Source organism: Arthrobacter sp. Dra40 (assembly GCF_059091905.1).
In genome coordinates this window covers 1-13028 of sequence record NZ_JBNHHB010000146.1, presented here as the reverse complement: position 1 = coordinate 13028, position 13028 = coordinate 1, and the positions used below count along the sequence as shown (strand labels likewise).

The window sequence follows — 13028 nt, the reverse complement described above, 5'->3', positions numbered from 1 at the left end:
ATAGGTGCCCGGCTGCGGGTTGGCCTCCACCGGCGTGCAGCCCGGCGCAGTGCGGTTCCGTTCCCACGTGAAACGCGCCTGCTCGGCCTTGCCCGGCTCAAGGGTCATCATCAACGGCTCGGGGTCCACTTGGCAGTCTGTGGAGGAGAAAATGCGGTCCTCGCCGCTGGTGACCAGGAATTCCATGGCGTCAGTACCGACGTTGACTTCGCACGGTTTCTTGCCCTCGTTGGCCACTTCCAGAATCAGCGTGGGATTCTCCCCGCTCCCGTAAGCCGGAGCGTCCGTTTCGGCCCGCACGACGACGTCCGAGTCCGCGCAGCCAGCCGCAGCCGGGGAGGCGGGGCTCGCGGACGCAGAGCCGGCTGCCGCCGGTTCAGGCACCTCGGTCGAAGCTTCCGGCTCCCCTGCGCCCAGCAGGCTTGCGATCCAGAATGCGGCAACCGTCAGGGCGGCCAGCACCAGCACGGCCAGGGCGAGCGCCATCTGGCGCCGGCGCCGGTAAACGGCAGGGCTGGGCCGTCGGACGGGTGCACCCCGTCCGCGCGCGCCGGATGTGCCGCTGCCTGCCATACCTCAAGGCTAAGGACAGCACCGGCTGGTCCAGTCAGCACCACGCCGGGCAGTACAGTATTGGTTGGTCACATTGTAGGAGTTCCATGCCCCGCCCCGCCGCCGCACCGGCGCCTTCACTTGCACCGGCAGAAGCCGACGTGCTGCACCGGCGTATCCGCGACTGGTTTGCGTCCAGTGCGCGGGACCTGCCCTGGCGCCGGCCCGATTGCAGCCCGTGGGGCATCCTCGTCAGCGAATTCATGCTGCAGCAAACCCCCGTGGTCCGGGTGCTGCCCGTGTGGGACCAGTGGATGCAGCGGTGGCCACGCCCGGCCGACCTTGCCGCCGATTCTGCCGGAGAAGCGGTCAGGGCCTGGGGCAGACTGGGGTACCCGCGCCGTGCCCTGCGCCTGCACGGGGCGGCTGCAGCCATTGTGAACCGGCACGGTGGCAGTGTTCCGGACGACCATGCCAGCCTGCTGGATCTGCCGGGCGTCGGAACCTACACCGCAGCCGCCGTGGCGTCCTTCGCCTTCGGACTGCCGGAAACCGTGGTGGACACGAACATTCGCCGCGTGCATGCGCGGCTGGTCTCGGGCGCTGCCTTGCCGGCACCGTCGCTTAACGCCGCCGAAATGCGCGTGGCCCGGGAACTGATGCCAGCCAGCGGAACCAAGGAGTGGAATGCGGGCGTCATGGAACTGGGCGCGCTGGTCTGCACGGCACGTACGCCGCAGTGCAATGCCTGCCCTGTGCTGGACCGCTGCGCGTGGGTGAAGGCTGGCCGGCCGGAAGCCCATTACGTGCCCAGGGGCCAGGCCTGGGCGGGAACCGACCGGCAGGTACGCGGCGCCATGATGGCCGTGCTGCGCGAAGCCGAGACCGCCGTGCCGCGGGAGGTTTTGCTGGGCAGTGTTGAACTGGCCGTCCTGCCGGCTGCCTACCAGACACCGCTCACGGCGCTGCGCGCGCTGCCTGCCGACGACGAACAGTTGGGCCGCGCCCTTGACGGGTTGCTGGCCGACGGCCTGGCCGTCACCTCGGGCAGCGGCATCTGCCTTCCCGGCTAGCACGCTCCCTAGGCTGGAAGCCCGCCGGCTAGGTCGCCGTGTCGCCCGTTACGCGCCTGTGCTGCTCCTGCTCGTCGTCAACGACATCGCCGGTCTTGTCTTTGAGCCCGTCCAGCTTGTCTCCCTGAACTTTGGCGGAGCCGTTCTGCTGCTCTGCGTTGTCGCCGCCGGGGACATCTGCCACACCCATGGTGCATCCTTATCGTCACGCCGGCGCAAAGGGCCGGCTGTTCCCTCTCCAACTTCTTCACCTTAGGCGGCTGCAGCGGAACGTGTCGACGGCGCAGCGGGCACTTAGTGCAGCGGCTCGACGGCGCAACGGGTCAACGGCGGTACGTGTCAACAGGGCAACGGGTCAACGGCGGTACGTGTCAACAGCGCAACGGGTCATCGGCGCAGCGGCTCGACGGCGGAACGTGTCGACGGCGCAGCGGGTCAACAGCGCAGCGGGCCGGCGCCGCGCCTGCCGGACCCGTCTGCTGACGTGGTTGCGGGCTCAGAGCACCCGGCACGGGCGCTCCGCCCGGCGATCAAAGCCTCCGGATCATCCGCGTGTTGCCCAGGGTGTTGGGCTTGACCCGGGCCAGGTCGAGGAACTCGGCAACGCCTTCGTCGGTGGAACGCAGCAGCTCGGAATAAACCTCCGGGTCCACCACCGACTGGTCGGCCATCACCTCGAAACCGTGCCGGGTGAAAAAGTCCACTTCGAAGGTCAGGCAGAACACCCGGCTGACGCCCAGGTCCGTGGCAGCGGCTATAAGTTCGTCGAGCAGGGCCCGGCCCACTCCCTTGCCGCGCCAGTGCGCGGCGGTGGCCAGCGTGCGCACCTCGGCAATGTCTTCCCACATCACGTGCACGGCACCGCAGCCCACGATTTCACCTGCCGGAGTCTCGGCGACCCGGAACTCCTGAATGCCTTCGAAGTAGGCGACCGCCTCTTTCTCCAGCAGCACCCGCTTGTCGGCGAGGGGCTTGACCAGCCGCCGGATCTGGACAACATCGGAGGTGCGGGCGGGGCGGATGCTGAAGGCGTCGGTCACCCAGTCAGTCTAAAGCCCCAACTCGGCGGGCAATTCGGTCTCCTGCTCCAGCACGTGCCTGGCGAGGAAGTTGGACACCACCGAGTACCAGATCCGGGCATGCTGCGGGGAGAGCACCCAGTGGTTTTCGTCCGGGAAGTACAGGAAGCGGTGCGGGGTTTTCCCGTCCGCACCGGCGGCCAGTTGCGACCGCGACAACAGTTCGTACCAGAGCCGCAGACCCTCGCCAATCGGCACCCGGTAGTCCTTGTCTCCGTGCACCACCAACATGGGGGTGTTGATGTTCCGCACCTGCAGGTGCGGGGAGTTTTCCAGCGCCATCTCCGGCGTCATCTCCCGCTCCCAGTAGGGGGAGACATCAGTCGTCGGCCCGAACTGGTCCAGCGCCCAGAGGCTTGCGTGGGTGACGATGGCCCGGAACCTGTCGGTCTGCCCGGCAATCCAGTTGGCCATGTAGCCGCCGAAGGAGCCGCCCATGGCAGCCGTCCGGGTCCCGTCAATGTCCTCCCGCTGCACAGCGGCGTCGGTAATGGCCATCAGGTCCCTGTAGGGCGCCTGGCCCCACTGCCCCCAGCCCCGGCGGATGAACTCATCGCCATAGCCGGTGGACAGGGCCGGGTCCGGCAGCAGGACTGCGTAGCCCTGCGCCACCAGCAGCCACGGGCACCAGCGCCAGCTCCACGCGTTCCACGAGCCGAGCGGGCCGCCATGCACCCACAGTACGAGCGGCGCGGGGTTCAGTGCGGAAGCACCGTCGGGAAGCGCTAGCCAGGCACGAACCTGTGCCTGCCCGCCGTCGGCGCCCCCCGTCGTCGTGATCTCTTCCAGCCGTCCGCCCAGCTCGGGGCGGGGCGCAGGCGAGGGCAGGACCGTGGTCTCGCCGGAGGCCAGGTCGATGCGTACCGGCTCGGCCGGGAACAAGTAGGAACTGCGCAGTGCGTAGGCGAACCGACCGTCAAGGCTGACCACGACGTCGGTGTAGGCCGCATCGTCGTGCGTCACCTTGCGGACGGCGCCGGTGGCGGCCTCGATCCAAAACACCGGGGCGCGGCCACCGTCATCGGCGGTCACCAGCAGGCCCGATCCGTCCGGCAGCCAGGCGGCGGGGGTGGGCCAGCGGTCCCATTCGGCCGCCAGCGGACGCAGTTCGCCGCCGGCCAGCGGGAGCAGGCCCAGGCTGACGGAGGGAATGGTCGCGGGCCCGGAGACGGTTTCACAGACCACGACCACGGTGCGGTTGTCTGGGCTGACCGGGCCGGGCGAGTAGTCGGTGTCCGGGCTTTCGAGCAGGGTCCGCTGGCGCCCGGTGGCAGTGTCGATCGCGGCCAGCACGCTGCGGGCATCCCCCCGCGGCAGCGGCCGGCGGACGTTGACCACCAGGGTGGTTCCGTCCGGGCTCAGCTCCGCACCGGTTTCCCTCAAGGCCGTTCCTGCCCAGCCGGTAATATCCCGCAAGCGGCCCTGCGGCTCGTCCTCGATGGTGAAGCTGCGGGGAGCCTCGTCTGCGGCGTCCTCCAGCACGAAATGCCGCTTCTCCCCCGGACCCAGATCATGGTCCCAGAACCGCACAGGGTAGCCCGAATGCAGGATCGCGGAGACCTTCTTGTCTTTCCGGGCGGTGCGGCGGTTTGCGTCGTCCTCTTCGTCGGCGGCGCCGCCAAGCACCTGGGCGTCCACCACCACAGTGTCCGCGCCGCTCGCGCAGCGTACCGCTGCGACCCCGCCGGGGCGAGCCAGGACCAGACTGCTTTCGCCTCCGGCGGCAGGCAAGCGCCACAGGGCCGGGACTTGTTCTTCAGCGTCGTCGGCAGGGCGGGCGGACGTGAAGTACAGGTCGCCGCTGCGCGCAAAGGCGGGCCCGGATTCCCCGTGGGAGCTGCGGGTGATCCGGCGGGCCGGGCGCTCACCGGCCGGATCGACCTCCCAGAGGGCCGAGGTGTACTCGGTGGAAGCAGAGTTCAGCGCACTTACACAGGTCACCAGCCGGCTGCCGTCCGGGCTGAGCGCCAACGAGCCGAGCCGCGGCAACGCGATATAGGCGTCAAGGTCGTGGAACGGGCTGGTGGGAGCGTCCTGGAGGAGTGCCTCCGGCAGATTATTGGAAGTAAGTGCTTCAGAACTCATGGTTTCAGTAAACACCACTTGTGGCCCTGATCACAGACAGGATGCGCAATTTGTCTGCCGAACGGCGCCCGGTCGCCCGTTAAACGGGAAAACCCCGGCCTAAACCGGGGTTCTCCTGACGAAGTGCTGGCTACTGGGACAGTGCCGGGGTATCCGGGACTTCCTCAATGGCCTTGGGTGCGCCAGTGCTGGTGAAGACAAACGTCGCCGCTTCGTCTTCGCCCTCGACGTCCACGTGGATGGTTTCGCCCGGGTGGAACTCGCCGAAGAGGATTTTCTCCGAGAGCTGGTCTTCGATCTCCCGCTGGATGGTCCGGCGCAGCGGCCGGGCTCCCATCGTGGGATCGTAACCGCGGGTTGCCAACAGCACCTTGGCTGCGTCCGTCAGCTCGATCATGAGGCTCTTCTCCGAAAGCCGCTTGCGCAGGCGCTCGACGAAGAGGTCCACGATCTGGACGATTTCTTCCTCGCTCAGCTGCGGGAAGACCACCGTGTCGTCAACGCGGTTGAGGAACTCGGGCCGGAAGTGCTGCTTGAGCTCGTCCTGGACCCGGGCGCGCATCCGCTCGTAGCCGGTCTTGGTGTCCGTGCCGGACTGGAAACCGGTCATGACACCCTTGGAGATGTCGCGGGTGCCCAAGTTGGTGGTCATGATGATCACCGTGTTCTTGAAGTCCACCACGCGTCCCTGGCTGTCCGTCAGGCGGCCATCCTCAAGGATCTGCAGCAACGAGTTGAACAGGTCGGCGTGCGCCTTTTCCACCTCGTCGAACAGCACCACGGAGAACGGGCGGCGGCGGACCTTCTCGGTCAGCTGCCCGCCTTCCTCGTAGCCTACGTAACCCGGAGGGGCACCGAACAGGCGCGAGACCGTGTGCTTTTCCGAGTACTCGGACATGTCCAGGGTGATCAGCGCGTCTTCCTCGCCGAAGAGGAATTCGGCCAGAGCCTTTGCCAGTTCGGTCTTGCCGACGCCGGTGGGCCCGGCAAAGATGAACGAACCGGAGGGACGGTTGGGGTCCTTCAGGCCGGCGCGGGTCCGGCGGATCGCCTGGGAGATGGCCTTGATCGCCTGATCCTGGCCGATCACACGCTTGTGCAGCTCGGCCTCCATGTGCATCAGGCGGCTGGACTCTTCCTCGGTCAGCTTGAAGACAGGGATACCGGTGGAGTTGGCCAGGACTTCGGCGACCAGATCTTCGTCCACTTCGGCGATCTCGTCCAGGTCGCCGGACTTCCAGGCGCGCTCCCTTTCCGCCCGTTCGTCCTGCAGCCTGCCCTCTTTGTCACGCAGCGTGGCAGCGCCCTCGAAATCCTGGGCATCAATGGCCGATTCCTTCTGCTTCTTCAGCTCGGCAATACGCTCATCGATGTCCTTGAGCTCCGGCGGTGCGGTCATCCGGCGGATGCGCAGGCGTGCCCCGGCTTCGTCGATCAGGTCGATCGCCTTGTCCGGCAGGAAGCGGTCGGAAATGTAGCGGTGGGCCAGATGCGCCGCGGCATCCAGGGCACCATCGGTAATGGAGACCCGGTGGTGGGCCTCGTAGCGGTCGCGCAGCCCCTTAAGGATCAGCACGGCGTGCTCCACGGACGGCTCTTCCACCTGGATCGGCTGGAACCGGCGCTCCAGCGCTGCGTCCTTCTCGATGTGCTTGCGGTACTCGTCCAGGGTGGTTGCACCGATGGTCTGCAGCTCGCCGCGGGCCAGCATGGGCTTCAGGATGGACGCTGCGTCGATGGCTCCTTCAGCGGCACCTGCGCCGACCAGCGTGTGGATCTCGTCGATGAACAAGATGATGTCGCCGCGGGTCCGGATTTCCTTCAGGACCTTCTTCAGCCGCTCTTCGAAGTCGCCGCGGTAGCGCGAACCGGCCACCAGCGAACCCAGGTCCAGCGTGTAGAGCTGCTTGTCCTTGATGGTCTCCGGCACGTCGCCGCGGACAATCGCCTGGGCCAAACCTTCGACGACGGCAGTCTTGCCGACGCCGGGCTCGCCGATCAGCACCGGGTTGTTCTTGGTGCGGCGGGAGAGCACCTGCATCACGCGTTCCATTTCATGCTCGCGTCCGATCACCGGATCGAGCTTGGATTCGCGGGCAGCCTGCGTGAGGTTCCGGCCGAACTGGTCCAGCACGACGGATCCGGCAGGAGTGCCCTCCTGCTGCTGGCCGGCCGTGACCGGCTCCTTGCCCTGGTAGCCGGAGAGCAACTGGATGACCTGCTGGCGCACGCGGTTCAGGTCGGCACCCAGCTTGACCAGCACCTGGGTGGCCACACCTTCGCCTTCGCGGATCAGGCCCAGCAGGATGTGCTCGGTGCCAATGTAGTTGTGGCCAAGCTGGAGGGCTTCGCGCAGCGAGAGCTCCAGGACCTTCTTGGCGCGCGGCGTGAACGGGATGTGGCCGCTCGGAGCCTGCTGGCCCTGGCCGATAATTTCCTGGACCTGCTCACGAACGCCATTCAGGGAGACGCCGAGGAACTCCAGTGCTTTGGCGGCAACGCCCTCACCCTCGTGGATCAAACCGAGGAGGATGTGTTCGGTGCCGATGTAGTTGTGGTTGAGCATGCGGGCTTCTTCTTGAGCCAGCACGACAACGCGACGGGCACGGTCGGTAAATCTCTCAAACATCTCGCACACTCCTAGCTACTGCGTACTTTGATGCTACGTGCCCGACTGGCTCTTGTGAGGCCTGTTCGCCCTAGGGGTAATGCCCGCCCAGAGCGCAAACGGGGCGGACAGGTGACCTGTCCGCCCCGCTGATCGATCCGCCCGTTGCGAACGGGCCGCCCCTATCCCCCGTGGGCGGCCTTGTAGGCCTCGATGATCTCGGATTGCACACGGCCGCGATCGCTGACGTTGTAACCGTTTTCCCGTGCCCACGCGCGGATTGCCGAGGCATCCTGGTTGCGCGAACTGCTGGCCGGCTTGGCGGCTTTGGAGCCCCGAGCAGGAATCTTGCGGCCGGCGGAAATGTACGGCTTGAGCGCGTCGCGAAGCGCCTCGGCGTGCGAGGAAGAAAGATCAATTTCGTAGCTGCCGGAATCCAGGCTGAAACGGACCGTCTCATCGGCCGCTCCACCATCCAGATCATCAACCAGAATGATTTTTACTTCTTGCGCCACAGAAGGCTCCTTAGGTGAGTGTATCTATTTGGCCGGGATTACCGGACCAAATTGATTATGTACCACCCGTGAATTGATAGCAATATGGCAAATAGTGGCGGGAGGAATCCCGCATGGCCGGTATCGGTTTGGAGAATGGCGGATCCGGCGCGCCTTGTGACATTTCTCGCTGATTAAAGGAAAAACCCCGACAATCGATGATTATCGGGGTTCCGGCGGCTCCTATTCGTTGCCGCCGTTGTCGCGCCTCTCGGCTTCGCGCTCAGCTTCAGCCAACGCTTCACGCTCTTTACGGTCGGCGTTGAATATGGCTTTCATCACGAAATAGAACAAGAGTCCGACGCCGAGCGACGGAGCGAGTACCCAGAGATATTCCATGTCAGCCCAGCTCCGGCTTCAGCAGCGGGAACAGAATCGTTTCTCGGATCCCCACCTGGGTGAACAGCATGACCAAGCGGTCGATGCCCAGTCCGATTCCACCCATCGGCGGCGCTCCGTACTCCAGGGCGCGCAGGAAGTCTTCATCCAGCTGCATCGCTTCCTCGTCTCCCGCCGCTGCCATCCGCGACTGCTCGGTGAGGCGTTCGCGCTGGATCACCGGATCAATGAGCTCGGAGAAAGCGGTGCCGCGCTCCATTCCACCGATGATGAGATCCCAGGCCTCGATCAGCGCCGGATTGTCACGGTGGTTGCGCGCCAGCGGCTGCGCGGCCGGCGGATAATCGTAGACGAAGGTCGGCTGCAACAGGGTGGGCTCAACGATTTCACCGAACAGTTCAACCACGGTTTTCTGGGTATCCCACTTCGGGTCAATCTTTACACCATGCTGTTCGGCAATTTCCCGCAACTCCTCGGCGCCGGTCTTGGGAGTAATCTCCCGGCCCACCGCTTCGGACAATCCCGGATAGACCCCCAGCCAGCGCCATTCTCCATTGAGGTCGATGGTGCCCTGAGGGGTTTCAATCACTCGGGTGCCTATGGTGTCGGCCACATTCAGGATCATCTCCTTCATGCGCTCCCCCATCACGAACTGGTCAGCGTACGCCTCGTAGCTTTCCAGCGTGGTGAATTCCGGGCTGTGGGTGGAGTCAACGCCTTCATTGCGGAATATCCGGCCGATTTCAAAGACCCGCTCAATACCGCCGACCACCGCGCGCTTGAGGTAGAGCTCGGTGGCAATGCGCAGCGTCATGTCCTGGTCGAAGGCATTCAGATGTGTCTCGAAGGGACGGGCCGTCGCCCCTCCGTGCACCAGCTGCAGCATGGGGGTCTCCACTTCCACGTAGCCGTGCGAATGGAGGGTGTCCCGAATGGAGCGAATCACCGCAGCACGCGTGTAGACCATCTGCCGTGCTTCATCGCGCACCATCAGGTCCACGTAGCGCTGCCGCACGCGGGTCTCTTCGTTGAGGCCGGCATGCAGCACGGGCAGCGGACGCAGCGCCTTGGATGCCATCTGCCAGCTTTCGGCCATCACCGAGAGCTCACCGCGCTTGGAGCTGATCACTTCGCCGCGGATGAACACGTGGTCGCCCAGGTCCACCAGCGCCTTCCAGTCGGCAAGGGCTTCTTCACCGATGTTCGCCAGGCTAAGCATCGCCTGCAGCCGGGTCCCGTTGCCTTCCTGCAAGGTGGCGAAACAGAGCTTGCCGGTGTTGCGGATGAAGACCACGCGCCCGGATACCCCGACGACGTCGCCGGTGGTTTCGTCAGCTTCGAGGTGGCCGTACTTTTCACGGACTTCCGCCAGCGTGTGCGTCCGGTCCACGCCCACCGGGTAGGCCTCCACGCCGCGCTCCAGGAGCTTGGCGCGCTTGGCCATGCGCACGTGCATTTGCTCGGACGCGTCGGCAGCCTCGGCTGCGGGATGAGTGGTGGGGGAATTATCGCGGGTCACGGTAGTTAAGGGTACCGGTACCCGGGCCCGGCCAGCCAAACGCCCGGGTTCTAATAGCCGAGCTGCGCGTTGTCGATCAGCCGCACCGCCCCGACCTTCGCAGCGATCAGCGCCAAGGCCTCGCCGCTGAACGGTGTTTCCCTGCAGTTGAAGGCCAGCGGCTCCAGCGTCCGGGGATCCACCACTTCCAGATAGTCCAGCTCGACCAGCGGCACCGAGTCGATCATGGCCAGCGCGCCGTCGAGGTCCAGGGGTTCATGCCGCTCGGCCTGTCCGCGCAGGTACGCCAGACTGCGGGGAAGCACCAGCGCCGCCTCCCGCTCGGCCGGGGACAGGAAACGGTTGCGGCTGGAGAGCGCCAGGCCGTCGTCGTCGCGCACTATCGGCACGCCCACGATCCGCACCGGAAAGTTCAGGTCGGCCACCATTCGCTTCACCAGCGCCAGCTGCTGGGCGTCCTTCTGGCCGAAATAGGCACGGTAGTCGCTCGCTCCGCCGGCCGGCAGCGCGTAGTGGAGCAGCTTCGCCACGACCGTGAGGGCGCCGTCGAAGTGGCCGGGGCGAGCGGCCCCCTCGAACTTCCCGCCCAAGGCGCCGGCGGCGATCCTGATGAGCGGTTCGCCGTCCGGGTAGACCTCCTCCAAACCGGGTGCGAACACGACATCCGCCCCGCATTCCGCCAGCAGGTCCAGGTCGGCCTCGAGGGTGCGGGGATAGCGGTCCAGGTCCTCCGACTCGCCGAACTGCAGCGGGTTCACAAAGACCGAAACCACGACGACGTCGCTCGCCTGCCGTGCGGCGCGCACCAACGCGGCATGGCCGGCATGCAGAGCCCCCATCGTCGGCACCAGCCCCAGCGAGGGCCGCACGCCGGCCGCAGCCTCCGCCAGCAGGCCGGCCATGGCGTCCTGAAGTTCGGCGCGGGTTTTCACAAGGCGCGGCCGGGTTGTCACGGTTTCTCCTCTGGATGCGACTGGGCAAGAATGTCCAGAATTTCGGTGGCACGGGACTCTTTCAACAGGCCCCGCTCGAGGGCCCGCTGGGCGGTTGCGCGGGCCAGTTCTTCGTAAGCCATGCGGATGTCGGTACCGCCCGAAGCCACTTCGCGGCGCAGCAGCGCTTCATGGTGGCTGCGGACCGTGCCTGCGTCGCCGCGGGCCACCGGCCCGGTCAGCGCCGATTCACCAGAGGCCAGCGCGTTCTCCAAGGAGGCCCGCATCAGTGCGCTGAGCACGCGGTCCGGCTGCTCCACTCCCGCTTCCGCCAGCAGTTGGGCGGACTGGGCGGCAATCGTCACGAGGTGGTTGGAGGCATGCGCCAGGGCGGCGTGGTAGAGCGTGCGGTCCGCCTCGGCGATCACCACCGGTTCGCCGCCCATTTCCACCACCAGCGCCTGGGCAATCGGCAGCACGGTGGCCTCCGCCGTCACCCCGAAACTGCAGTCGGTCAGCCGTGCCAGGTCCAGACTCATGCCCGTGAACGTCATGGCCGGGTGGATGGCCAGCGGGATGGCGCCCTTCGCCCGGGCCGGCGCGAGCACGCCGGTGCCGTGGCGGCCGGAGGTGTGCACCACCAGCTGCCCCGGTTGCCAGACCCCGGCCGCGGCCAGACCGTCCACCAGTTCCGGCAGCGCATCGTCCGGCACCGCCAGCAGCACCAGTTCAGCCCGTTCCACGATTTCGGGGATCTGCAGCACCGGCACACCGGGCAGCAGGTTTTCCGCCCGTTCCCGGCTGTCCTCGGACACCGCCGATACCCCGACCACTGCGTGCCCGACCCCGCGCAGCGCGGCACCGAGGACGGCGCCCACCTTGCCGGCGCCGATCACGCCGATACCCAGCCGACCGGGCCTAGTGCTGCCCGCCATCACTGCCCTCCTGCTCCCCGTGGGGGTTGTGCTGCTGCGCCGGACGGCGGTTTCCGTCCGGGCCTTCTCCGGCCATCAGGGGCGCCGGGCCGGGGCCGTTGCCTTGGGTTTCAAGCCAGCGCTCCGGGACGCTGCGGCGCCGGGCCGCAGCTGCCCGGATCGACTGCTCGTCGAAGAGCCGGCGTGCGGTGTCGGCGTCGACCTGGTAAACCACCGGGGTTACCGGTCCGGTGGTCGTGTGGAGCCGCAGGTCTGCCACCCCCAGGCGGCGGGCCAGCGGTCCTTGGTGCAGCGCCATCGACTGGGTCCGCTCGTGGGGCACCACGCACAGGCTGCGCCAGAGCCGGCCGCTGCGGGTGAGCAAAGCGGTGCCGGTGACAGCGAAGCCATTGCGCCGCCAGGACAGCCAGGACAGCCAGCGCACGCGCCGCGGCGAGGTGACAAATCCGCCGCCGGAGGCACCGGCGTCGTGCCCGTTGAGGGGGGCGATGCCGTCCAGTCCGGCGCCGAACACGGTGTAGGGGTCTTCGGTGCCCGGGTCCGGGAGCACCAGGGCCAGCATCTGCATGACTTCCTGCTGCGTGCCCACCGGAAGCAAGGTGGTTCGTGCTCCAGAGTTCTCAGCGCTGACGCCGTAGCCGGCCACGTTCACGCGCATCCGGTACCAGCCCTTAAAGCGCCATAGCGGCGACTGCATGATTTCCACCGCCTGTACGCGGCCCGGCGGCACGGTCTGGGCCCGGGTCTCCAGCAGCCCGTAGCGCAGCCGGATTCCATCCGGGGAGACCGCGGCGCGGAAGTTGTACCCGGTGCTGAACGTGGCCCAATAGCCGGTGACCACGCCGAAGGCGGCAGGGACCAGGAAGGCGGGACCGAATGCCACGTCGAACACGAAGGTGGACAGTCCGGCGGCCAGCAGCATGACGGCCAGGAAGACGGTGGTGCCGGAGAGCAGCGCCGCGCCGAGGATGCGGCTGCCCGGGACGGCGACGATCTGCTGCTCGGGGGCTTCGGGCACCGCTTCCCGGGCATACTCGGGGCCTAGGCTCAGCCCTGCGGCCCGTGCCAGGATGGTGGCGCGCAACTCCTGCGCGGAGGCCAACGGCAGGTACGCCAGCCGGACCGCCGACTCTCCGGCGTCGGCCACCTCGAACTTGAGCTCTGCCAGCCCGAAAATCCGTGCCAGCAGCGGCTGGATAACGTCGATCGCCTGCACCCGGTCCAGCCGGGCCTGGCGGTGCTGGCGGAACAGGACGCCGGAATTCACCCGGACATGCAAGTCGGTGACCTGGTACCGGGTAAACCACCAGGACAGGAAGAACCCGGCCACCAGCAGCAGGGCGACCAATCCC

12 protein-coding genes are annotated in these 13028 nt (G+C 66.8%); 1 reads left to right on the top strand and 11 read right to left on the bottom strand.

Annotated features, from left to right (window positions below; all coding sequences use genetic code 11):
• A partial coding sequence (locus tag AC5RWT_RS28075) for a hypothetical protein (protein ID WP_494083056.1) occupies positions 1 to 573 on the bottom strand: 573 nt, incomplete at its 3' end.
• 86 nt (positions 574 to 659) lie between these two features.
• On the opposite strand from AC5RWT_RS28075, the gene AC5RWT_RS28070 reads away from it, so the two are divergent.
• Positions 660 to 1625, top strand: a complete 966-nt coding sequence (locus tag AC5RWT_RS28070) for an HhH-GPD family protein (protein WP_494083055.1) — start codon at positions 660 to 662, stop codon at positions 1623 to 1625.
• A 28-nt stretch (positions 1626 to 1653) separates the two neighbouring features.
• Here AC5RWT_RS28070 and AC5RWT_RS28065 read toward each other — a convergent pair whose 3' ends face one another.
• The 10 genes from AC5RWT_RS28065 to AC5RWT_RS28020 all read right to left on the bottom strand — a co-directional run.
• On the bottom strand, positions 1654 to 1815 hold the full coding sequence (locus AC5RWT_RS28065; protein WP_494083054.1) for a hypothetical protein: 162 nt from the start codon (positions 1813 to 1815) through the stop codon (positions 1654 to 1656).
• Between the two features lie 340 nt (positions 1816 to 2155).
• Complete coding sequence (locus AC5RWT_RS28060) at positions 2156 to 2665, bottom strand: amino-acid N-acetyltransferase (RefSeq protein ID WP_493969357.1); 510 nt, start codon at positions 2663 to 2665, stop codon at positions 2156 to 2158.
• 9 nt (positions 2666 to 2674) lie between these two features.
• Positions 2675 to 4789, bottom strand: coding sequence for a S9 family peptidase (locus tag AC5RWT_RS28055; RefSeq protein ID WP_494083053.1), 2115 nt, complete (start codon positions 4787 to 4789; stop codon positions 2675 to 2677).
• Between the two features lie 130 nt (positions 4790 to 4919).
• Positions 4920 to 7418, bottom strand: coding sequence for an ATP-dependent Clp protease ATP-binding subunit (locus AC5RWT_RS28050; protein WP_494083052.1), 2499 nt, complete (start codon positions 7416 to 7418; stop codon positions 4920 to 4922).
• Positions 7419 to 7579: 161 nt separating this feature from the next.
• Positions 7580 to 7912: a histone-like nucleoid-structuring protein Lsr2 gene (locus AC5RWT_RS28045; protein WP_494083051.1), complete on the bottom strand. Its 333-nt coding sequence runs from the start codon at positions 7910 to 7912 to the stop codon at positions 7580 to 7582.
• A 222-nt stretch (positions 7913 to 8134) separates the two neighbouring features.
• A complete protein-coding gene (locus tag AC5RWT_RS28040; protein WP_494083050.1) occupies positions 8135 to 8290 on the bottom strand; it encodes a hypothetical protein in 156 nt (51 codons plus the stop codon).
• A 1-nt stretch (position 8291) separates the two neighbouring features.
• Positions 8292 to 9746 carry a lysine--tRNA ligase gene (gene lysS / locus AC5RWT_RS28035; RefSeq protein ID WP_494083057.1) on the bottom strand — a complete coding sequence of 485 codons (1455 nt, stop codon included), beginning with the start codon at positions 9744 to 9746 and terminating at the stop codon, positions 8292 to 8294.
• A gap of 113 nt (positions 9747 to 9859) precedes the next feature.
• The gene (panC, locus tag AC5RWT_RS28030) at positions 9860 to 10762 is read right to left on the bottom strand and encodes a pantoate--beta-alanine ligase (protein ID WP_494083049.1); all 903 of its coding nucleotides are present in this window, start codon (positions 10760 to 10762) and stop codon (positions 9860 to 9862) included.
• Positions 10759 to 11676 (bottom strand): Rossmann-like and DUF2520 domain-containing protein, encoded by a 918-nt coding sequence (locus AC5RWT_RS28025; protein WP_494083048.1) that lies wholly within the window; start codon positions 11674 to 11676, stop codon positions 10759 to 10761. Before AC5RWT_RS28025 ends, panC begins: the two co-directional genes overlap by 4 nt.
• A partial coding sequence (locus tag AC5RWT_RS28020) for a PH domain-containing protein (protein WP_494083047.1) occupies positions 11660 to 13028 on the bottom strand: 1369 nt, incomplete at its 5' end. The genes AC5RWT_RS28020 and AC5RWT_RS28025, both read right to left, overlap by 17 nt.